The following is a 22068-nucleotide window of genomic DNA, read 5'->3' on the forward strand; positions in this document are numbered from 1 at the left end:
ATTCAATAGATACTAAATATCCTTTGTATATAATAGTTCTAAATAGAAAATATAAGGGAAAGTTTGAAAGATATTACAAAATACTATTTAGATAAAGAGATTTTATTTAAAGAGATTGAAGAAGTAAGTCCAAAAGAGTTAAAAAGTAGAAAAAAGATTAAGATATTTGTGGCAACTTCAACAAATAAAGATTATTATGCAATATTTATAGTAGATTCAAAAAGTAGATTCATAAGAAAAAATGCAGAAGATTTAATGCAAATGGAAGCTTTATTAGCAGACTATAAAGAACACAATTTTAAGAAAAAAGAGCTAATTATCTCTTCACCTTTATGTTCAAAAGCTAAAAAATTACTTGAAGAGAATAAATGGAGAGTAAGAGTTGATTTTATGTGATATTGGGAATACAACTTTTCACTTTAATATAGATGGAAAAGAACAAAGATATTTAGTAAACTCCCATGTGCCTGATTTTAAACAAAGAGTTTATTATGTCTCTGTAAATGATAACGCAACTGCAAAATTAAAACTTACAAATGATGATATAGTTGATTTAGAACCATATATAAAATTTAAAACAAAATATGTTGGTATGGGATTAGATAGAAAGATTGCTTGTTGTTTTATTGAAGATGGAATAATAGTTGATGCAGGAAGTGCAATTACTGTTGATATTATAAAAAAAGGCAAACATAAAGGTGGATTCATTCTTCCTGGACTAAAAGCTTTTAGGGATATTTACCCTCAAATTTCTCATAAATTAGATGTTGATTTAAATACAAAGGTAAATTTAGATAAAATCCCCCTTTGTACTAAAGATGCAATCTCTTATGCTATATTAAAATCAATTATAGAACCAATTAAAAAAGTGAGCAAAAAAAAGCAGATTACTTTTACTGGTGGAGATGGAAAGTTTTTGAGTAAATACTTTGACAATAGCATCTATAAAAAAGACATAATTTTTGAAAATATGAGAAGGATAATTAATGCTAACGATTGCATTACCTAAGGGAAGAATAGCAAAAGAGACTCTTTCTAAGTTTGAAAAAGCATTTGATGAAGAGTTTGTATTTGAAGATAGAAAACTTATTTTAGAAAAAGCTGGATTTAGATTTTTAAATGTAAGAAATCAAGATGTACCTACTTATGTTATGCATGGAGCAGCAGATTTAGGTGTAGTTGGACTTGATGTATTAGAAGAAAAAGAGTATGACTTAATTAAACTACTTGATTTACAACTTGGATATTGTAAAGTTGCCTTTGGTCTTATCAAAGGACAAGAACTAGATATGACAAAGAGTAAAATCACTGTTGCTACAAAACATGAGAAAATTGCAAAAAGATATTTTGAAGAAAAAGCAATGGCAGTTGATATTATCAAACTATATGGTTCTATTGAATTAGCTCCTTTAGTAAACCTTGCTGATTGTATTGTTGATATCGTTGAAACTGGTGCAACAATGAAACAAAATGGTTTAGAAGTAGGGCCTACAATTATGGAAAGTAGCGCACACTTAATTGCAAACAAAAATGCTTATTATGCAAAAAAAGATAAGATTTTTGATTTAAAAGAAAAGTTAGAAGCTGTTATTCAATGGGATTAAATTTATACTCTAAGATAGAGCCTTATTTAGACTTTCAAGATGAGGTTTATAACTTACATAATGAGTTTATGTCTATTGTTTTTGATAAAGAACTAGACAATATTTTAGATGTAGGTTGTGGACAAGGTTTTTTTATTGAGAGTCTAAACTTAAATCAAAAAAATGCTTATGGAATTGATTTAAGTAGCGAGCAAATTGAAGCTTGTAAACAAAGAGGTGTAGAAAATGTTGCATGCATTGACTTAAAAGATGTAAAAGAAAAATATGACTGTGCAACGGCTATCTTTGATGTGATTAACTATATTCCAAAGGATAGTTTAAAAGAGTTCTTTGAGAATGTTTATAAAGCTTTAAATGATAAAGGATACTTTATCTTTGATGTAAATACTCTTTATGGTTTTGAAGAGATAGCACAAGGTTGTATTACAATGGATTTAGATGATAAATTCATTGCTATTGATGCTATTTATGAAGATGAAAAACTAGTTACTGATTTAACTCTGTTTACAAAGTTAGAAGATGGTAACTTTAAAAAAGAGAATGATTTTATAACTCAATATTATCATAGTAAAGATAGACTAAAAAAGATGCTAAAAAAGATTGGCTTTGAGGTTGAAAGTTTACGAGACTTTAATCTTCATAGTGATGAAAAGCCAGATAAACAAATCTATATCTGTACGAAATAGAAGTTAAACGTTACAGCTTAAAACTTCTATTTCAATTCTATTTCTTCCTAGAGCTTTTGCTTTATATAAAGCATTATCTGCTCTATTAAAAATCTCTCTTTTTGTATCATTTTTATGATATTGAGAGATTCCCACAGAACAAGTTAACATTAGGTTATCTTTAAAATCATGTACTTCAACAGTAGAACGTATTTTTTCAGCAACTAAAATTGCTTCTTCAATATTTGTATGAGGAAGAAGTACTATAAACTCTTCTCCACCCCATCTAGCTACAACATCACTTTTTCTTGAACTAAATGTTAATATTTTAGAAAACTCTTGTAATACAGAATCACCTTTTAGGTGCCCATATGAGTCATTTACTTTTTTAAAGTGGTCAATATCAACTAATAAAATTGTAAAGATACCATTTTCATATCTATCAAGTTTTTTAATCTCATACTCTAAAAATGACTCAAATTTTTGTCTATTGTAGATTTTAGTTAGATAATCTGTTGAAGCTATTTCTTCTAGTTCTGCTTGTGTTTGAATTAAAGCTTCATTTGTTTTAGAGATTTTACTTCCCTCTTTTTTCATAAGCTCTATCCACTTATTATAAACAATTCTTAAAAGCTCTTTTTGAGAGATGATACCTGTTACATAACCTTTATCATTTTCAATAATAATTCTTTTAAACCTTTGTTTTCTAATAAATGCTAAAGCATCTGCAATAGTTGAGTGCTCTTTTAGAGTTTTAATAGGACTTGTCATAAAGTTTGAAATCTTTTGTGTTAAATTACAATCTAAATGTATAAGATTTATAAAGTCTTTTGAAGTAAAAATCCCCACTGCTTTTTCTTCATTATTCTTAATTATAACAGCATCATTTCCACTATTTTTTATAAGTTTAACAGCATGAAGTGCAGATGAATCCTCATAGGCAAAAACAGCTTGATAGTTTAAGATAAGATTACCAAGAGTTTGTCTCTCCATTAACATTTGAGGGTCAATATTATTGATTATATCAGTATAAGAAAGGATTCCTTCTAGTTTATTGTTTTCATCGACAATTACCATATACTCTTCTGTAGAGTTAATTTGGTTTAGAAGATTGATTAAGTTAAGGCTTTTATTTATAACCTTAACCTCTCTTAATCCTAAATCTTTAAGTTTTGTGCCGTGGTCTACTCTTTCTAATTTAAAATCAATTAATTGAGTTGTAGTAAGAATTTTGTAGGATGAAGTATCAGTTATAACTATTGTTCTAAGATTTGAAGCTGCCATTTTTTGAACAGCTTCATCAAGTGTTTTATTTGAATCTATAGTAACAATATCTTTTATTGCTATATCTAATACTTCAGGTATCATTTTTTATCCTTACAGACCAACTATTGATCTAATTTGCTCCATTTTTGCACTTGCTACTTTTCTTGCTTTACTTGCTCCAAAATCTAAAATCTCTTGAACTTCTTTTGGATTGTTTAATAAGTGTTCTCTTCTTTCTTGGTATGGTGCAAAGTGTTCATTGATTTTATCAAGTAGTGTTAACTTGAAGTGTCCATAACCTTCACCAGGAGTTGCATATCTTCCTTGTAACTCTTTTAATTCATCATCATTCATAAATAGTTCACAAAGTTTATAGATATTGCAGTTTTCCCACTCTTTTGGTTCATCAAGCTCTTTTGAGTCAGTTACGATTCCCATAACTTGTTTTTTAACACCTTTTTTTGTTCCAAACATATCAATAGTATTTCCATATGATTTAGACATTTTAGCTCCATCTGTTCCTGGAACTGTTGCTACAACTTCATCAACTTTTGCTTCAGGTAGAACAAAAATATCTGTGTTGTAGTGGTGATTAAAGCTATTAGCAATATCTCTTGTCATTTCTACGTGTTGGATTTGGTCTTTTCCAACAGGAACAATATTTGAATCATAAAGTAAAATATCAGCAGCCATTAAAACAGGATATGAAAATAATCCATGATTAGCATTGATACCTTTTGCTACTTTATCTTTGTATGAGTGTGCTCTTTCAAGAAGTCCCATAGATGTATGGTTTGATAATATCCAGTATAATTCAAGTACCTCTTTTACATCACTTTGTACCCAAAAAGTTGATTTTTCAGGGTCCATTCCTAATGATAAAAAGTTAACTACTGCTTCAAAAATGTTTTTTTCTAAAAGCTCTTTTTCTTTAACTGTTGTTAAAGCATGGTATGATGCAACAAATGCAAATAAATCACCTTGGTCTTGTGACTCAACCATTTTCTTAATCGCTCCGAAGTAGTTACCAATATGTAAAGTTCCACTTGGTTGAATTCCAGATAATATTCTCAATTTATACTTCCTTAAAATTATTTAAACACGCATTATAACTAAAGTAAATATAATAGCTTTTTAAACTATTAAGAAAGCTTCTTTTCTATTTTGTTCTCTATCAAATCAAGATGTAGTTGCAAATTGTAATATTCACCCATAAAAGAAAGGGGAACCTTTGTCTCCTTTTGAATTTCTTGTCTTAGTTTTTGTACCTTTTCTAGTTGAACTCTTAAATCTTTAGACTCTAAACTATCTATACTATTATCTAAGTTTTTAACTTCCTCATACCATCTATATATTTTTGAACGCATTGTCCATGTGTATAGTGGGAAAAAACCTTTAAATAGTGGGAAAAAACCTTTAAATAGTGGGAAAAGTAAAGTAAGTAAAGGGATAATAAGAAGTTTTAACCTATCTATATTTGAAGCTATCCAATAAGGAAAAATCTTTTCAAGCCAAGTATCTCCATACTCAAAATACCTTTGGGCTTCTTCGTGCATTTCAAGTTGCATATTTAAAGCATTTGGAAATTGTTCAGCTTTTGCGAAAAGGTCTTTTTTATTATGTACTTCTTTTACTTTTTTTAGAACTAGTCTAATTAACTCTTCAGAAAAACCATCTTTAACCACTAAATTTGCAGTTGTAGAAAGAAGACCAATATTCTCATCTGGTAAGTTTTTATATAAATCTAAGGTTCCTTCATATAGATTTAGAGCCTCTAAAAATGGATATTTTCTACTATAGGCTTTTGCTCTTTTAAAGCTTAAAATATTTATCTTTGGATTTGCAAGTAGCTCTTTTATGGTATCTGATTTATGAGAAGAAACAACAAACATTGCATCGATGTTTCCTTTTTCAAGCTCTTCTCTTGCTTTACTTGCATCATAATTGAAAATTTGAGAGTTGTCTTGATTTATGCCATTGTCTTTTAAAACTTTTAAAGCCAAGTCTTTAGTTCCACTACCTTCTCTTCCAATTGATATTTTTTTTGAGATTAGTTGAATAACATAATTTATAGGGAAACCTTCATTTCTATAAAAAACCCACAGAGGTTCATAATATATAGAGGCTAAGGATTTTATTCCTTCTTGGTTGTTTTTGATAGTTCCATTTTGTAAAAAGGCTATATCAGCTTTATTCTCTTTTAGTAAGTTTATATTTTCAATAGAACCAGCAGAAGTTAAAAGGTTTACTTTTACATTCTCTTTTTCTAATAATTCTTTGTAAATTAGGGCTGTTTTATAGTAGTTTCCACTTTTAGAACCAGTAGCTATTGTGATCTCTTTTTTGGGAGGTGGTTTAATAAATTTAGATGTTACATAAAAAGAAGCAATAACTAGTAAAAGAATAGGAATTGAGATTGTAAAAAATTTATATTTCATTTGTATTTCTCTTAATTATTTTTTATTATTATAACTTAGAAACACAAAAATAAAAAGAGGGCAAAGCCTCTTTTCTTTTTTAAACTAATAGGTTTTGTAATAGAATTTTAAATCCAATGATGATTAGAATAACTCCACCCAGAATTTCGGCTTTACTTTCATATTTTGCTCCACCTTTTACTCCTAAGTAAACACCTAAAATACTAAAGATAAAAGTAGTAATACCAATAATTGCTAATGATAAATATACATTTAGATTAAATAAGTGTAAAGAAAAACCTGCTGCCATAGCATCAATACTTGTAGCAATAGCAAGGGTTAATAATATTTTGTGTGAAACTTTTGTTATCTCTTCTTCAACTGGTTCTGAAAAGGCTTCATAAATCATTTTTCCACCAATTATAAGTAAAAGAATAAAGGCAATCCAAAAATCATAGCCACCAATAATATCTTGTAAACCAACACCACCTGCATAACCAATAAATGGCATTAAAGCTTGAAAGATACCAAAATATAAACCTGCAACAATTGCAAGGCTTTTTATCTTTTCTTTGTTTTTTATTCCTAAACCAATAGAAACAGCAAATGCATCCATACTAAGTGCAATACTTAAGATAATAACTTCTAACATTTTATAAGGTCCTCTTTTTTATAAGAAAGTGAAATTATAGTCAAAAGTAAAAAAGTAACTGCTGAAAATAAAAAAGGTATTTCAGGTTTTATTTCATAAAGTAATGTACTTAATAATGGTCCTATAATTATTCCTAATCCTTGTGCAGCAGAAACTGTTCCTGCTGCAACTCCTTGCTCATGTTCTTGCACACTATTTGCAGTGATTGCTAAAAATGCAGGCATTAACATTCCTAAGCCAACAGTTCCAATACTAAATGCAATTGTTAGTTGAAGTTGTGTTGTAATAATGCTAACTAAAAAATAACCACTAGCACAAAGAATTGAGCCTAGTGTTAGCCAAGTATAAGAAGAAATATTTTTTAATTTTGAAACAGCAATTTGTGTTATTATAAAAACAACACCAATAACGGCTAAAATATATCCTGTACTTTTTGCTGCTTCAATCTCTCCTAAATAGAATTTATCAAGTATAAAAAAGCCAATACAAACTTGTGAGGTTACGATACTATACATAGTAAAAAATGAAGTTATCATAGGAAGTCTTAATCGTTTATCTAAAAAATGAATAGGTTTTTCTTGAGTCTTTTCTCTTTTTTTACTTGGTTCTAATTTAAAGTATATAATTACAACAGCAACTAGAGGCAAAATAGCTGCAAAATATAAAGGTGTAGTTAATCCATATATAGCAAGTGCTCCCCCAGCCATTGGTCCTATAATCATTCCGATTCCATTTGCTGCTCCTAAGCTTGCCATATAAGAAGTTCTTTTTCTAGGTTCAACTTTATCTGCAATTAAAGCATTTGAAACAGGAGGAATAGCAGAATAAAATACTCCAATCATAACTCTGGCAAAAACTAAAGCACTAAGTGAAATAATAACAGTAGGTGGAGTTATCATGGCATAGTTTACAAAGCCTGCTAAAAATAAGTAAGAAAGAAAAAATCCAAATATTGTAAAGACTAGAATATTTTTTCTTCCATAATAATCACTTTTTTTACCCCAAAATCTTGAAAGTAAAACCCAAGCAACTCCTGCAAGAGCGACCATAAGTCCTGCGTGCCACTCTTGTAGATTTAACTTTCTAATTATTGGTCCTACGACAGCTAAAAAAGCCATCATAGAAGATACACATAAAATATTAACTGCCATTAAAGGCTTGATTTCTTTCATTTTTATTCCTTTTTAAAATAAATTCAATTTTTGTAGAAAAATAAATAGAGAATAAGCCTATAAAGGCACAAATTATAATTACCTTTTCATAACCTAGAACACCTGATAAAGAAACAGACATAGAGCTAAAGAAAATTCCAGAGAACATATAAATACTATGTTGTATTGCAAATTGTGAGGCGGGAGATTTATTTGAAGATAAGTCCATCATTAAGGTTGTCATTAATACTTGTGATGGAGTATAAAATAAAAATATAAACCCTACAATAAACATCACAAGGAACTCATTTTCATGGTATTTAAAAATTAAGAATAGCATTAAGATACCAACTATTTGTCCTATTGCTGCAACTATCAAGATGATTTTTCTTCCAAATTTGTTTATTAAAAAGGAAGTGGCAAATGAGGCTAAAAAACCTATTCCATAACCTACAATGTGAACAGCAAAACCTATTTTGTCTAAACTCCAATTTAAATCAACTAGTAAAGGAGTAGTTATTCCAAAAGCTGAAGAGATAGTTATTGGATAAAGGAAAAGTAAAATAAACCATAGTTTTTTTTCTTTTGTTTTCCAAAAAGTAAGATATTGTTTATAATCTACTTTCTCAATAAAGTTTGCATGTTTCATCTTTGGTTCTGAATAAATAAATATTTGAATAAGAGAGATTGCTGTTAATATAGCCATAATAAACATAGTAGGGTGCCAGCCTAATTTTGAATAAAGAATTAAACCAAAGCCTCCACCTAAAATCATTCCAATAAGTCCACCCGCAGCTTTAATTCCATTTATTAAAGAGCGTTGTCTTTTAAAGGTTACTTTAAATGCAAAGGCATCTAAAGCAATATTTTGTGATGCTGCAAAAAAAGCGAAAAATACAGATAGAATTATTATTAGAGGTAGATTTTTATCTATATGTAATAAAGCAATAAAAAGAAGTGTAATAACCATCAGTGACTGGAAAATAAGAATCCAAGCACGATAATGCCCCATTTTTTTAAAGTATATCTTATCTATAAATGGAGCCCATAAAAACCTAAATACCCAAAAAAGACCTAGCATGTATATAAAACCAAGGTTTTCTAATGAAACTCCATTTTGTCTTAAAATCCCAATGAAGGCTTCAATAAAGAAGCCTAAACCTAAGAATTGAGTAGTATAAAGACTAAACAATAAAAATATAGTATTCCAAGTTAGTTTTTTTTTCATTTGATACTACTTTTTACATCCCACTCTTTTACTCTTTGTTGCGCTTGGAACATGGCATAATATTTATCTTTTTTGTTAAATAATTCTTGGTGGGTACCGTGTTCTTTAATATGACCATCTTCTACTACTAGGATATTATCAGCATGGGCAATAGTAGAAAGTCTATGGGCTATGACAATTACAGTTTTGTCTTTGATAAGTTCATCTAAAGCATTTTGAACAGCTACTTCACTTTCTGTGTCTAGTGCTGAGGTGGGTTCATCAAGTATTACAATAGGTGCATCTTTTAAAATAGCTCTTGCAATAGAAATACGTTGACGTTCTCCTCCACTTAAACTTCCACCAATTTCCCCAACTTTTGTTTCATATCCATGGGGAAGACGTGAAACAAACTCATGACAAAATGCAGCTTTAGAAGCAGCTAATACTTCCTCATCACTTGCCTTTGGTTTTCCCATACGAATATTATTTAAAATAGTGTCATCAAATAAATAGACATCTTGAAATACTACAGAGATATAACTCATTAAAGTAGTTTGCTTCATGCTTCTAATATCTACGTCACCAATTTTTACTAGACCTTTTTGTGGGTCATCATATCTCATAATTAGTTTTGTAATTGTTGTCTTACCACTTCCTGATGGTCCAACTATTGCAGTAAGTGAGTTGTCTTTGATTTCAAGATTTAAACTTTCTAAACTATTTTTTGTATTTCCTTCATAAGCAAAATCTACATTTTCAAAGTTAATATTAAATTTTTTAGGTTTTTGTTTTGGTTCTTTTATAAAAAACTCTTTTATATCTAAAAGTTTTCGAATATGTTTAAAAGAAGCTTCCATAATATCTAAAACACTTGCAACTGCTAAAAAGTTTGCTAAAGGTTCAGATAGTCTTCCTAAAATAATAAGTAAAGCAATTAAAGCTCCTATACTAAACTCTTCATTAGTAATATAAATACTTCCTAAAACAAGAACAAATAAAAACAAAAACTCAATTAGAGTATTCATTATAATCATTGGAAGAGTAGAAGCAAAAACACCTTTTTTTTGTACTTCTCTTAAATTAGTTATAGATTTTTGAAGGTTTTGTGCATTTTCACCTACTTGGTTTACAGCTCTTAAAATAGGTAAACCTTGAATATATTCAATAGTATCTGCTTCAAGTTTTGCATGAGCTTTTATTCCTTCTGTTTTATCCCATTTTGTTTTTTTTCTACTCCAATAATAAACAGGAATAGCAAAAGGAATAGCAATAAGAAGAGCTAATGCCATACTAGGGTCTATAAAAAATGTTGCTAAAATTATCACAAGAGGCACAATAAGAACTTCAAAAAACATTCCTGAAACTATTCCCATATGAAGAATTGATTCATCAACATTTTGTGCTAAAATAGAGTTTAATTCTCCAGTTCTATATTTGTATAGATTTTGAAGAGGCATAGTTTTTATTTTTTCTCCAAGTTTTATTCTTAGTTCATGGGTTATTTGTACAATATCTTTTGAGTATTGAAAACCTGAACCTAACCACCGAAAAAAGAAAGAGATTAAACTAAGTATGCAAATTGCTCCAAGCCAAAATAGACTTTTCTTTATACTAAATTCACTTGTAAAAATATTATTTAATAAAGGGAAAAATAGAGCAAAAGCTAAACCTTGAAAAACATAAGCAAGAATAAAATATAAAAAACTTCTTTTCACTAATCTATCGTTCTTTCCTGCTATATTGATAGTTGTCTCATAAGATTCTTTAAATGAAGATACTTTTTCATTATTCATTTTCTTTTCCTTTTTCTAAGTTCCATTGACTTGCTTTTTCATAGTTATCCCATAACTTTTTGTAGATAGATTTATTTTCTAATAGCTCTTCGTGTTTGCCTATTTCACTTATTTCTCCTTGGTTAAACACTACTATTTGGTCAGCATTTTTTATAGTTGAAAGGCGGTGAGCTATCATAATAACTGTTTTATTTACAGTTAGGTTTGCTAAGGCTTTAACTATCTCTTCTTCATTTTCTGGGTCTGCAAAAGCAGTTGCTTCATCAAGTACTACAATAGGAGTGTCTCTTAAAATTGCACGGGCTATTGTGATACGTTGTTTTTGTCCCCCTGAAAGGTTTGTTCCTCTATCTCCTGCTTTAGTTTCATAAGCTTTTGGAAGGCTTTCAATAAAATCATGTATTTGGGCTGCTTTTGCTGCTTTTATTACCTCTTCTTTGGTTGCATTTTGATTTGCTATTTTAATATTGTTGTAGATTGTGTCTTGAAAAAGAAAGGTATCTTGAAATACAAAAGAGACAGTATTCATTAAAACTTGTGGCTCTATATCTTTAATATTTACTCCTCCTATACAAATCTCTCCTTTACTTACATCCCAAAATCTAGGAATAAGTTTTGCAATGGTACTTTTTCCTGCACCACTTGGACCTACTAAAGCTGTGACACTTCCACTTTCTATTTTAAAGTTTATATTTTTTAGAGCATAGTTTTTTTCTACATTTTCATATTTAAAGAATACATCTTTAAACTCTAAATCAAAACTTGTTGGAGTTTGTACATTTTTAGATACAGGCAAAGTAGGGATATCTAATACTTCTTGAATCTTTAATGCTGAGGCTTGAGATTTTTTGATAAAGTTTTGAAGCCACATTAAAGGCATCATGGCATCTGCCATACCAGTACTTAAAAAAAGTGCAGAAATTAAAGCAAAAAGTTCTAATGACCCAGCGTTTAAAAGAATAACTCCTGTAAATAAAACGGCTAAAAGTGTAGGAAGTGGACTTAAGATTATCATTCCTAGTTTTGCAGGAATTGCACTTATTTTCATCCAATTATTTAAGTTCTCTTTATATGCATGAAGTGAGTTATTATATCGTTTGAAAGAACTTGTTCCATCATCAAAAGTTCTTACTACTGGCATAGCTTGTGCGAACTCAATTACTGCTTTATTGATATCACTTTGGCTTTGGTCATATTTTTCTCTTAGTTCTTTTGAATCTCTCATAGCATAAGCCATAGCAAGCCAACCAAGAATTAAAATAGAGATACTAGCAAGGGCTAGTCTAAAATCTATTATAAATAGAACTATTAGTGTTGTAATAGGAGCAAGTACACTTTTTGCTATCATAGGAACACTGTCCGCTACAAAAGTATGTAAACTTCTAACATCATTTTGCATTACTTTTTTTAGTGTTCCAGAACCATTTGAAATAATATATCCCAAAGGAACTTCTGCTAAATGTTGGGCTAGTTTAGTACGTAAAATTTGTTCTAATCTAAATGCTCCTAAGTGAGAAACTACAAAAGCATAAAATCTTGATACAAAAGCTATACTTGTCATTATTGCTAATAATACAATTGTATTTACAAGGTCAAGTTTTATATCAAAGATTTCTAGGGGAGTGCCTTGCATAATATTTGTTAAAGTTAAAGATAAAATGATAAGTGTAGCAATTAAAGATAAGCTTCCAATTGCTGCTAAAAGCATTGCTAAACGTATCTCAAACATTACAGGTTTCATAATAGCCCATAGTCCATGTTTTTTATTTGTTTGTTTATTCATTATTGATTCCTAAGATTGTTTTGAGCTTAATAGATATTGATAAACCTATCAATATCTATTAGTTATGTGGGATGATTTTTATAGGAGGTATTGATTAGAAACTATATTTAATACCGATTCCAAATCTTCTAGGCTCATTAAATCCAACCCAAGATGTACCGGGCTTAGACATATATGAACTTACATAATCTTCATCTGTTATATTGTTGATATAACTAAATACATCAAAGCTTTTTGTTTTGTAACCAACTTTTATATTAGAAGTGATTCCTCCATCTGCTTCAACTAAATTGTCATTATCTGCTCCATCAATAAAAGCTGTTTTCCCTCGAGCATGAATATCAAGTCTTCCATACAGACCTTTTTCTTGCATATATGCAAGACCAAGGCTTGCTGTATATCTAGGTGTTCCTTCTATTCTTTCTCCATCATAGTTTCTTGTTCCATTATCATATTCATCGTATTTTGCATTTATTAAACCAAAGGCTGCTGATAATTGTAAGTTGTCTGTGATATAGTATGAACCATCAAGCTCAATTCCTTGTGAGTGGGCTTTTTCTGCATTACTTGTAGCAAATACAGTTCCTCCCATAAGTTGTTTGTAAACATGAATATCTTTTATATCCATTTTAAAAATTGCAAAATTGATAGCATAGTCTTCACCTAAGTGTTTTAAACCGATTTCATAGTTAGTTGATTTTTGTGCTTCAAAGCTATTTTGAGAACTATCATCACTAGAAGGGTAGTAATTAAATCCTCCTGGCATATATCCTTTTGAAACAGAGATATAACTTGTAGTATCATTGTTTATGTGATACATTAATGCAAGCTTTGGTAAGAATGTATTCCAAGTTTTTTCATCCTTGTAATTAACATCAGGATTAGCCATACCTGACCAACTAGATTTAGCTGTTACATCAATATCTTTTTTTATTTTTTGGTATCGACCTCCTAAAGTTAACTCAAAGTCTTCACCTAAAGGAATCATTGTTTGTCCAAAAATAGCTTGTGTCTTACTGTTTGCTTTAGAGTTAGCATCCCCTGTAAAAACTCCTCCCATATATAGTTGTTCTGCTCCATAGGGACCTTGCGATCTATCTTCTTTATCAAAATATAAACCAGTAATCCATTTGATATCCTGATTTTTACTAGAAAGTCTTAACTCTTGAGTCCATGTTTTTAGTTCAGTATAGTTAAACTGACCTAATCCATCACTTGGTGTATTTGAAAAATTATCAGTATCATACTCTCCATCAAAATCAACTCTTTTATGTGTTGTTATTGATTCAAGTCTCATTTTTTCAAACTCATAACTTAGGTTTAAATTCTCTGATTTTACCTTTGTTCTTTCGTAAGCTGGAACATCAAAACTTACATTTTCAGCATCTTCTCGTTTTAGTTTATTTATATCAATAGATGGGTCAGCACTAAAACCATCCATAAAATAGTCTTTTTCATAATTATTTGTCATAGTTATTTTTGCAGAGAATTTTTCATTTGGTTCAAAAAGTAAGAAAGCACTTGTTTTTCTATCACTTTTTTTATTTGCATCTTCATCCATTCCTGAATAATTATTTGTAATCCAACCATCCTCTTTTTTAAAAGAACCATTAATCCCTGCAAAAAGTTTATTTTCAATAATAGCTCCACTAGTATTGAATGAAGTTTTATAAAGGTTGTCACTTCCATACTCTGCTAGAAGACTTCCGCTCCATTCATTTGTTGGAGCTTTAGTTATGATATTAATAACAGCACCAATTGCATCTTTACCATATAGTGTACCTTGTGGACCTCTTAATACTTCAATTCTTTCAATATTTTCTAGTGATGGATTAAAGTCAACTCTATCATAATATGGCACCCCATCAACATATATTACTACGGGATTGTTATTTGTAAACATTGAAGTATTTAGCCCTCTAAAAGAACTCATTCCTCCATTTGTAGAGTTTTGAAAATTCATATTTGGGATTTCCTTGATTACTTCAGAGATTTTTTTAATCCCTTTTTCTTCAATTACTGTACCATCAATTACTGTGATACTTTGGGGAACATCCTTGATATTTTCTTCTACTTTATTTGCAGTAACTGTAATACTATCAAGATTTGTTGCATTTGTATTTTTAGTATTGTTTGCATATAGTAAAGTACTACAAACTAAAGATAAAAATACTAGCTTTTTAGTTCTTCTCATAATTTTTCCTTGTCTTATTATGTATTATGTTTTAAAATGCTAGAATTATAATGATAATCATAATTAAAAACAAATCAAAAGTTAATATAAAAGGATTTTTTTTTAATATAAAGGTATTTTTAATGTCATATAAAGTAAATCTTGAAAATTTTGATGAGTTTATGCTTGAATCAAATAGTTCCGAAACAATAAATTTTAAGCTACCTAAGAATCTTGGTTCTTTCGTAAGTAAAAAAGAGATTGTAAGTAAAGACATTCTTATGTTTAAAACAGAGACTAGTTTCAATGAAAGATTAACATTAAGCTCTAGGTCTTTTGTCTCAGGTCTTTCTATAGTTGTTAATTTAGGAGGAAAGTTTAACTATCTAGATAAAAGTAACAATAAAACTTTGAATATAAAAGAAAATAGAATAATCACTAAATATATAAATGAATATGATTCTGTATTGGATTTTGATAAAAACTCAAAAAATAATAGCCTATGCCTTATTTTAAGGGATGAGTTTTTAGAGAAATACTTTTTAAATAAAATTGAAAACACAGATGAGTTATTTAAAAACTATAGAAACAATGTTTCAACAACCTTTGAAAAACAGTTTCAAAACTATAAGATTGTTTCTCTTGCAAAAGAGCTATATAACTCACCTTTTGAAGGGGAATTAAATAACCTGTATATTCAAAGTAAAGTTTTTGAGTTAATATATGAAGAGTTGAACTCTATCGTAAATGAGCATAATAATTTATGTGATTGTGGATGTTCAAAAATAAATTATGAGGATAAGCTTGCTTTATACAAAGCAAAAGAGTTAATAGAAAAAGCAGATGAATTTTATAGTTTAGAACAGCTTTGTAAAAAAGTAGCAATAAATGAGTTTAAATTAAAGTTTGGTTTTAAAGAGCTTTTTGATACAACTCCTGGGGCTTTAGTTTTAAAAACTAGGATGGAAAAAGCAAAAGTTTTACTAAGTACTGGAGAGTACAATATTTCAGAAGTTTCAAAAATAATTGGATACAAATATCAGCAAAGCTTCTCAACTGCTTTTTTTAAGTATTTTGGTGTGTTACCTAAAGACTTAGTAAAAAGAAGGAAGTATTATTAAACTCTTCCTTCATAAGCATTTTGAATTTCTAAAAACTCATCCAAGTTTTCTAAGAATAAATCAATTAAAGTAGGGTCAAAATGTTTAGCTCTCTCTTCTTTAAATAGAGCAATAATTCTATCTAGTTCCCAAGCTTTTTTATAAGGTCTTTCGTGGGCTAAGGCATCAAAAACATCACAAATAGCAGTAATTCTTCCATAAATATGAATGTCTTCACCACTTAAACCTCTAGGGTAGCCACTTCCGTCCCATTTTTCATGGTGTTCATACGCAACAATAGCTGAAGCTTTTAATATATCTCTTGTAGAGTTTTTAAGAAGTTCATAACCTATTTGAGCGTGTTCTTTCATTGTCTCATACTCTTGGGCTGTAAGCTTTCCTGGTTTATTTAATATAGAATCAGGAATACCAACTTTTCCAATATCATGCATAGGACTTGCAAGTCTTAAAATCTCTGCTTCATCTTTTGATAAACCGAATTTAAGAGCAAGTAGTTTTGAGTATTCTGCAACACGTTTTACATGAAAACCAGTCTCTTTTGACCTTGTTTCCCCAATTTCACCCATTGTATAAATTACTTCTCTTTGAGTCTCTTCTAGTTCTTCATGTAGTTCAATTACTTTTGTAATATCAAGTCTTATTCCAAGATACTCTAGTAGGTTATTATTTACATCTTTAATTGCAACTATTGTTGAAATATAGTGAATATCTTTTTTGTCTTTTGTAATACCTTTTAACTGACCTTTCCATACGCCATTCTCTTTTGCATAAACAAAAGCTTTTTCTAAAAGCTCTTTTTGCGTTTGAGGGTGTGTCATAGTCCAGTAAGATTTTCCTACAAGTTCATCTTTTGAGTATCCTGTTAGTTCACAAAACATATCATTGATATATTTGATTTTCATATCACTTGTAACTCTAAGAATAATACTACTCTTATCAAAAGCATCTTCATATATTCTTGATAGTGATGAAGCCTCATTATATTTTATTGAAGTCTTTTGGTACTCTTGCTCTAATTTTAGTTTTGTCTCTTCTAGTTCTGTAATATCAGAACGAACAGCAATAAACTCTATGATATTATCATCTATGTCTAAAATAGGATTTATTACAGTTTGTACATAATAAGGACTACCATCTTTTTTCTTGTTTTTAATCTTTCCATGCCATGGCTTTTTTAAAACTCTAATTGTATTCCACATATCTTTGAAGACTTCACTTGGAGTATCTTCATGTCTTACGATATTGTGTGATTTTCCTATTAGCTCTTCTTTTTTGTATCCTGAAATTGTTTCAAATTGTTCATTTACAAAAGTGATAACTCCTTTTGCATTGGTTTTTGAAACAATAGAACTTAAGTCAACTGTTTTTTTGTACTCTTCTAAAAGGTTTCCAATATTCTCTTTTTCTTTTTTTAGTTCAATGTGTGTTGTTAGCTTTTCAATATTTTCAAGTAGTTCTTGAATATTTACAGGTTTAGTGATATATGAGTCAATATGCATTTTTATAGCTTCAACTAAGTAGTCAGGTTCATTAAAAGCAGTTAATAAAATAATTTTGGCATTAGAATCAAGTTCCCTAATTTTTTTACTCATTGCAATACCATCTAAAAGTGGCATTTTGATATCTGTTAAAACTAAATCGGGTTTTTTCTCTTCAAAAAGTTTAAGGCCTTCATCTCCATTTTCTGCAATATGTAAATCATCTATGTGATAAGATAGAATAGAAGATAACTCTTCTCTTGTATGAATATCATCTTCAACATAAAGTAAAGAGATATTGAATTTTTTATTGAACACTTTCTATACACCTATAAAAAAAAATTACAGATTTTATTAAAGTTTTAGTTAAGTTTTTATTAAAGACCAAGCCGATTCCAAGGGAATGGAAATTAATAATTTTTTAAAATGTTTTTTTGTACAATTATATTACTATTTATTAATTTTAAAGATGCCACTTGATAAAAAAAAACTCCGAATTAAAAGATATAAAAACAAGAATAATACTATTTTTATATTCAATATTTATACTTGTTGCTTTTATCGCAATTGATAAAATATTTTTCTACAATAGTATAAATAACCTCATAGTTAAAAATGGAAAAGATCAAATAGACGAAAGAGAAAAACTTCTTCAGAAATTTATTGATAGGTCTGAACTTGTTTTAAAAAATCTTCGTACTACAGAAGTTTTTACTAAGTATTTACAAGAACCAAATGAAAAGAACTTAGAGCATTTAAAAAAGATGTTTTTGTTAACTTCAAATATTCATTCAAGTTTTATGCAGTTGAGATATATTGACAAAAATGGAAATGAAATTGTAAGGGTTGATAAACAATCAGAAAATACTAAAAGCTTTTTATCAACAAACTTACAAAACAAATCAGATAGATACTATTTTATTGATTCAAAAAACAATCCCACTGCAAAGGTTTGGTTTTCTAACCTTGATTTAAATATAGAAAATGCACAAGTGGAAAAACCTTATAAACCAACTTTAAGAGCAGTTTTACCAATTGTTTATAAGGGTGAATTTGATGGGATTCTAATCATAAACTTTTTTATGGATGAGTTTTTAAAAGCTTTTGAAGATATTACTTTATACAACATGATTTTAGTTGATAAAGATGGTAATACTTTGATTCATTATGATGAAAAAAGAAGTTGGGGATTGTTTTTAGAAAAGCCTTATAATTTTAAGCAAGAGTATGAAAACTATAAAGAGGTTTTAACAAACAAAAACTATACAAGTGGAACTCTTATTTCAAGAAAACTTGATGTTCCTATTGCAAATGAACCTATTTTGATATTAAAACCTAAAGAAGAGTATTTAACTGGTTTAAATAGAAGTCAAAACCTACAGTATATATTTACTTCTTTATTGGTTTTATCTTTAACTTATCTTGTTGGTTTTTTTATCCTAAAGATAATAAAAAACTTATATAAAAATTTAAATGATACAAAAAGGTTAAATAAAAAGCTAAATATATTAAATGAAAAGTTTACTACTATTTTAGATACTACAAATGATATGGTAATGATTTTAGATAAAAATAGAGTTATTGAGTTTTCAAATAAAGCTACCTTTGATATTTCAGGTTTTGAAGAAAAAGAGCTTATACATGAAAAGCTTGATAAGTTTTTAAAAGTAGGGCGTGAAGAGTTTATTTCAAATTTTGAAAATAGTTTAAAAAATAGTACACAAAGGTTTGAGTTTATTTTGCCTATAAAAAATAAGAGTCTAATCTTATTTGTAAATTTAATCAAAATAAAAAAACAAAACAAAGTATTACTTATAGCAAAAGATATTACAGAAATAAAACAACAGCAAGATTTAGTAATCCAACAATCAAAATTAGCTTCAATGGGTGAAATGCTTTCAAATATAGCACATCAATGGAGACAACCATTAAATATTTTAAACCTAGTATCTACAGACTTAAAATATAAGTTTGCCTATGGACAGTTAGACCAAGAGAAAGTAGATGAAATCTCTTCTAAACTTCAAAATCAAATAGAGTATCTTTCTAAAACAATAGATGATTTTAGAGACTTTTTTACACCTACAAAAAATAAAGAGTTGTTTAAAATACATAGTGCAATAAAAAGTACTATTAATATAGTTGGAAGTGCATTAAAGGATAACTTGATTGAGTTAAAACTAGATATTGATGATAGCCTAGAGTTAAATTCATACAAAAGTCAACTAGAACAAGTATTGATAAATATTTTAAATAATGCAAAAGATGCAATCCTTCAAAATAAGACTGAAAATCCATTTATAGAGATAAAAGTATATAAAGCTGAAAAAATTATCATAGAAATAAAAAACAATGGTGGAGCTATAAAAGAAGAGATTTTAGAAAAGATTTTTGAACCATATTTTTCTACAAAGTTTAATTCAAAGGGAACAGGACTTGGACTTTATATGTCAAAAATGATTATTGAAAAAAATATGGGTGGAAAGTTAAACGCTAAGTGTCAAGAAGATAATACTAGTTTTATAATAAGCTTTGAGAGTTAACTCTCAAGGCTTTTTAAAATACTTCTTGCTCTTTTCTTTTGATAAGGGTTTTTAACTACTTGTTTTAAAATTTTGATAGAAGTTTTTTTGTCATCTAATTCATAAAAACATAAGGCTTTTAAAAGCTCTTTTTCTCCAGCAGTTTTAGTGTTTCTTTTTGTTTTCATAGTATCTAAAATAGCAATACTATCTTTGAATTCTTGTTTTTGATAATATAAGTTTGCAAGAATAAGTTTGTATTTATTCTCCTTTCCATATTCAGAAGATTTGATTTTTTTGATTGCTAGGTCAATATCTTTTGCATTTACATGTGTTGAAACAAGTAATTCAAATATCTTTTTATCTTCTTTTACTAATCCAGTTTCTACAGCTTTTGTAAGTAAGTCATTTGCTTTTTTATAAACACCATTTTGTAAAGAGATATTTATAAAATATAAAATATTGTTTTTGTTTTTTAATACACCATTTTTGTAGGCTAATTCTAATGTTGCTAAAGAGTCTTTTAGTCTATTTTTTTCTTGATATAAAGAAGCAAGTTGAACCCAATAACTTTCATTTTTACTAAAAAGTTTAACCATGATTTCCATAGTTTTTATGGCATTGTTATAATCTTTGATTTCAACATAAGAAGAATAAAGAATTTTATACCATGACTCTTTTATCTCTTTTTTAGAAGAGAAATATTTCTTTGAGTAGCTGATACTTTTTTTATATTTCTTCTCATAATAATAAGCCAAAATCAGTGTTTCATAAACATCATTTTTCTTTAAAACTTTACTATTTAAAAGCTCATTTGAAAGCTTGATACTAGGTTTGTATTTTTCTAGTGATAAGTAAATCTTTGATAAAGAGAACTTGATTTTATCAATACTATCTTTTTCAAAGGCATTATATTTAATGATTTGCTTATAAGCTTTTGCAACTTTTTTATAGTTGTCCTCATGAATATAAATATTACTTAGTGTTTGTAGAATATATGACTTTTCATAATCATTTTTAGAATCACTTTTTAGCAACTCTTCTAGTATCTTTTTAGATGTTTTATAATCATCTTTTTCTATTAGTTTCTGTGCTTTCATTAAGCTATTATATGTACTTTTTGACATATGCATTTTGGCAAATGCACTAGTATAAAAACAAAGGAACATTATTAACAATATTTTTTTTAACATCATTTCCTACCTTGCTAATCTAAAGTTAAATGTAATTGTTGCATTTTTGAAGCTTCCTGCAACATCATTTTTTGAAGGTCTAAATCTCCATCTTTTTATTGCTTTTACTGCTTCATCTTCAAATACACCTTTTGGGTTTGATTCAACAACTTGAACTCCTGATACAAAACCACCAGAATCGATTTTAAATGTTAGTTGTACAAAACCTTCTTGTCTTCTTATTTTTGCTCGTCTTGGATATCTTGGATTTACTCTTTTTAGGGCATTTAACATATTTGCATCTAAAAGATTTGAACCAATATTTATTTTAGCTCCTGATAAAGAGTTTATTGATGAGATATCAATATTTTGGCTAATATCTAAAGGCTTGATTTTTACGTTTTTATTTAGTTGTTGATTTAATTTTGTTTTTAATTCTAGCTTTTTAGGCTCAACTTTTTTAATAGGCTCTTTTGGTTTAACTCTTTTTTTCTTTTCAATAACCGTATCTTTTTTATCTCTTAAATAAGTTAACTGAACGGGATTTGTTTCTTTTTTTATATGCTCACTTTGAGTTGATGTCATTTTTTGCATTAACACAAACATCGCAATTGAGATAACAAGAGATACGGATACAGCTATTAATATTCTCATCTTAGTTCTTTAGTGTAGAAATAGAAATATTTGTAATACCAGCTAGTCTTACCTGGTCCATGACTTTTACAAGTACACCAGTTCTAGCATCTTTGTCTGATTGAACTACAACACTACTTTGAGTATTTGAAGCTTTTAGTCTCTCTATGTTTGACCTAACTGCTCTTATGTCAACCATTCTTTTATCAATCCAAATCTCATCATTATTTTTAATAGCTATTAAAATATTTGCTTCTGCTTTTTGTTGACTTGTTTTTGCGCTTGGTCTATTTACTTCTATACCTGCTTCTTTTACAAAAGAGGTTGTAACAATAAAGAAAATTAACATAATAAAAACAACATCAAGCATTGGTGTTAAGTTTATTTCAGTCTCTTCTTTATTGTTTTTTTGTGAAAATCTTCTCATC

General features: G+C 28.5%; 19 protein-coding genes. 6 read left to right on the forward strand and 13 right to left on the reverse strand.

Translation table 11 applies throughout. The annotated features are described in order from the left end of the window. Positions 1-63: 63 nt before the first annotated feature. Genes CRV03_RS11570 through CRV03_RS11585 form a run of 4 tightly spaced genes read left to right on the forward strand, consistent with a single transcriptional unit; the run spans position 64 to position 2290 of the window. Positions 64-396 (forward strand): hypothetical protein, encoded by a 333-nt coding sequence (locus CRV03_RS11570; RefSeq protein WP_129085302.1) that lies wholly within the window; start codon positions 64-66, stop codon positions 394-396. Then, complete coding sequence (locus CRV03_RS11575) at positions 383-1009, forward strand: type III pantothenate kinase (protein ID WP_129085303.1); 627 nt, start codon at positions 383-385, stop codon at positions 1007-1009. The genes CRV03_RS11570 and CRV03_RS11575 overlap by 14 nt, the downstream gene beginning before the upstream one ends. Further along, the gene (gene hisG / locus CRV03_RS11580; RefSeq protein ID WP_129085304.1) at positions 987-1604 is read left to right on the forward strand and encodes an ATP phosphoribosyltransferase; all 618 of its coding nucleotides are present in this window, start codon (positions 987-989) and stop codon (positions 1602-1604) included. Before CRV03_RS11575 ends, hisG begins: the two co-directional genes overlap by 23 nt. Beyond that, the gene (locus CRV03_RS11585) at positions 1595-2290 is read left to right on the forward strand and encodes a class I SAM-dependent methyltransferase (protein WP_129085305.1); all 696 of its coding nucleotides are present in this window, start codon (positions 1595-1597) and stop codon (positions 2288-2290) included. Before hisG ends, CRV03_RS11585 begins: the two co-directional genes overlap by 10 nt. 3 nt (positions 2291-2293) lie before the next feature. On the opposite strand, the gene CRV03_RS11590 is transcribed toward CRV03_RS11585, so the two are convergent. The 9 genes from CRV03_RS11590 to CRV03_RS11630 all read right to left on the reverse strand — a co-directional run bounded on the left by CRV03_RS11590 (position 2294) and on the right by CRV03_RS11630 (position 14735). After that, positions 2294-3637: a diguanylate cyclase gene (locus CRV03_RS11590; RefSeq protein ID WP_129085306.1), complete on the reverse strand. Its 1344-nt coding sequence runs from the start codon at positions 3635-3637 to the stop codon at positions 2294-2296. Between the two features lie 9 nt (positions 3638-3646). Further along, the gene (gene trpS / locus CRV03_RS11595; RefSeq protein WP_129085307.1) at positions 3647-4609 is read right to left on the reverse strand and encodes a tryptophan--tRNA ligase; all 963 of its coding nucleotides are present in this window, start codon (positions 4607-4609) and stop codon (positions 3647-3649) included. A gap of 68 nt (positions 4610-4677) precedes the next feature. Further along, entirely contained in the window at positions 4678-5973 is a 1296-nt protein-coding gene (locus CRV03_RS11600) for a TAXI family TRAP transporter solute-binding subunit (protein WP_129085308.1), read from the reverse strand. A gap of 79 nt (positions 5974-6052) precedes the next feature. After that, positions 6053-6604, reverse strand: a complete 552-nt coding sequence (locus CRV03_RS11605; protein WP_129085309.1) for a manganese efflux pump MntP family protein — start codon at positions 6602-6604, stop codon at positions 6053-6055. Beyond that, positions 6598-7776: an MFS transporter gene (locus CRV03_RS11610; RefSeq protein ID WP_129085310.1), complete on the reverse strand. Its 1179-nt coding sequence runs from the start codon at positions 7774-7776 to the stop codon at positions 6598-6600. Before CRV03_RS11610 ends, CRV03_RS11605 begins: the two co-directional genes overlap by 7 nt. Continuing rightward, entirely contained in the window at positions 7745-8983 is a 1239-nt protein-coding gene (locus CRV03_RS11615; RefSeq protein ID WP_129085311.1) for an MFS transporter, read from the reverse strand. Before CRV03_RS11615 ends, CRV03_RS11610 begins: the two co-directional genes overlap by 32 nt. Then, entirely contained in the window at positions 8980-10758 is a 1779-nt protein-coding gene (locus CRV03_RS11620; RefSeq protein ID WP_129085312.1) for an ABC transporter ATP-binding protein, read from the reverse strand. The genes CRV03_RS11615 and CRV03_RS11620 overlap by 4 nt, the downstream gene beginning before the upstream one ends. Then, complete coding sequence (locus CRV03_RS11625) at positions 10751-12541, reverse strand: ABC transporter ATP-binding protein (protein WP_129085313.1); 1791 nt, start codon at positions 12539-12541, stop codon at positions 10751-10753. The genes CRV03_RS11620 and CRV03_RS11625 overlap by 8 nt, the downstream gene beginning before the upstream one ends. 94 nt (positions 12542-12635) lie before the next feature. After that, complete coding sequence (locus CRV03_RS11630; protein WP_129085314.1) at positions 12636-14735, reverse strand: TonB-dependent receptor; 2100 nt, start codon at positions 14733-14735, stop codon at positions 12636-12638. A gap of 122 nt (positions 14736-14857) precedes the next feature. Here CRV03_RS11630 and CRV03_RS11635 point away from each other — a divergent pair, with 122 nt between their 5' ends. After that, entirely contained in the window at positions 14858-15835 is a 978-nt protein-coding gene (locus tag CRV03_RS11635; RefSeq protein ID WP_164968660.1) for an AraC family transcriptional regulator, read from the forward strand. On the opposite strand, the gene CRV03_RS11640 is transcribed toward CRV03_RS11635, so the two are convergent. Further along, positions 15832-17631 carry a PAS domain S-box protein gene (locus CRV03_RS11640; RefSeq protein WP_129085316.1) on the reverse strand — a complete coding sequence of 600 codons (1800 nt, stop codon included), beginning with the start codon at positions 17629-17631 and terminating at the stop codon, positions 15832-15834. The genes CRV03_RS11635 and CRV03_RS11640 overlap by 4 nt on opposite strands. A gap of 158 nt (positions 17632-17789) precedes the next feature. On the opposite strand from CRV03_RS11640, the gene CRV03_RS11645 reads away from it, so the two are divergent. After that, positions 17790-19856 carry a PAS domain-containing sensor histidine kinase gene (locus tag CRV03_RS11645; protein WP_129085317.1) on the forward strand — a complete coding sequence of 689 codons (2067 nt, stop codon included), beginning with the start codon at positions 17790-17792 and terminating at the stop codon, positions 19854-19856. On the opposite strand, the gene CRV03_RS11650 is transcribed toward CRV03_RS11645, so the two are convergent. The 3 genes from CRV03_RS11650 to CRV03_RS11660 form a co-directional block, all read right to left on the reverse strand. Further along, positions 19853-20935: a lipopolysaccharide assembly protein LapB gene (locus CRV03_RS11650; protein ID WP_129085318.1), complete on the reverse strand. Its 1083-nt coding sequence runs from the start codon at positions 20933-20935 to the stop codon at positions 19853-19855. The genes CRV03_RS11645 and CRV03_RS11650 overlap by 4 nt on opposite strands. Positions 20936-21034: 99 nt before the next feature. After that, positions 21035-21661, reverse strand: a complete 627-nt coding sequence (locus tag CRV03_RS11655; RefSeq protein WP_129085319.1) for an energy transducer TonB — start codon at positions 21659-21661, stop codon at positions 21035-21037. Position 21662: 1 nt separating this feature from the next. Continuing rightward, a complete protein-coding gene (locus CRV03_RS11660; protein WP_129085320.1) occupies positions 21663-22067 on the reverse strand; it encodes a biopolymer transporter ExbD in 405 nt (134 codons plus the stop codon). Position 22068: the final 1 nt, after the last annotated feature.

Source organism: Arcobacter sp. F155, from assembly GCF_004116455.1.
GTDB lineage: Bacteria > Campylobacterota > Campylobacteria > Campylobacterales > Arcobacteraceae > Halarcobacter.

Bases quoted from the DNA above. Each gene is read 5' to 3' on its own strand.
- hisG (WP_129085304.1), top strand. From the start codon at position 987: ATGCTAACGATTGCATTACCTAAGGGAAGAATAGCAAAAGAGACTCTT.
- CRV03_RS11585 (WP_129085305.1), top strand. From the start codon at position 1,595: ATGGGATTAAATTTATACTCTAAGATAGAGCCTTATTTAGACTTTCAA.
- CRV03_RS11590 (WP_129085306.1), bottom strand. From the start codon at position 3,637: ATGATACCTGAAGTATTAGATATAGCAATAAAAGATATTGTTACTATA.
- CRV03_RS11600 (WP_129085308.1), bottom strand. From the start codon at position 5,973: ATGAAATATAAATTTTTTACAATCTCAATTCCTATTCTTTTACTAGTT.
- CRV03_RS11605 (WP_129085309.1), bottom strand. From the start codon at position 6,604: ATGTTAGAAGTTATTATCTTAAGTATTGCACTTAGTATGGATGCATTT.
- CRV03_RS11610 (WP_129085310.1), bottom strand. From the start codon at position 7,776: ATGAAAGAAATCAAGCCTTTAATGGCAGTTAATATTTTATGTGTATCT.
- CRV03_RS11615 (WP_129085311.1), bottom strand. From the start codon at position 8,983: ATGAAAAAAAAACTAACTTGGAATACTATATTTTTATTGTTTAGTCTT.
- CRV03_RS11620 (WP_129085312.1), bottom strand. From the start codon at position 10,758: ATGAATAATGAAAAAGTATCTTCATTTAAAGAATCTTATGAGACAACT.
- CRV03_RS11625 (WP_129085313.1), bottom strand. From the start codon at position 12,541: ATGAATAAACAAACAAATAAAAAACATGGACTATGGGCTATTATGAAA.
- CRV03_RS11630 (WP_129085314.1), bottom strand. From the start codon at position 14,735: ATGAGAAGAACTAAAAAGCTAGTATTTTTATCTTTAGTTTGTAGTACT.
- CRV03_RS11635 (WP_164968660.1), top strand. From the start codon at position 14,858: ATGTCATATAAAGTAAATCTTGAAAATTTTGATGAGTTTATGCTTGAA.
- CRV03_RS11650 (WP_129085318.1), bottom strand. From the start codon at position 20,935: ATGAAAGCACAGAAACTAATAGAAAAAGATGATTATAAAACATCTAAA.
- CRV03_RS11655 (WP_129085319.1), bottom strand. From the start codon at position 21,661: ATGAGAATATTAATAGCTGTATCCGTATCTCTTGTTATCTCAATTGCG.
- CRV03_RS11660 (WP_129085320.1), bottom strand. From the start codon at position 22,067: ATGAGAAGATTTTCACAAAAAAACAATAAAGAAGAGACTGAAATAAAC.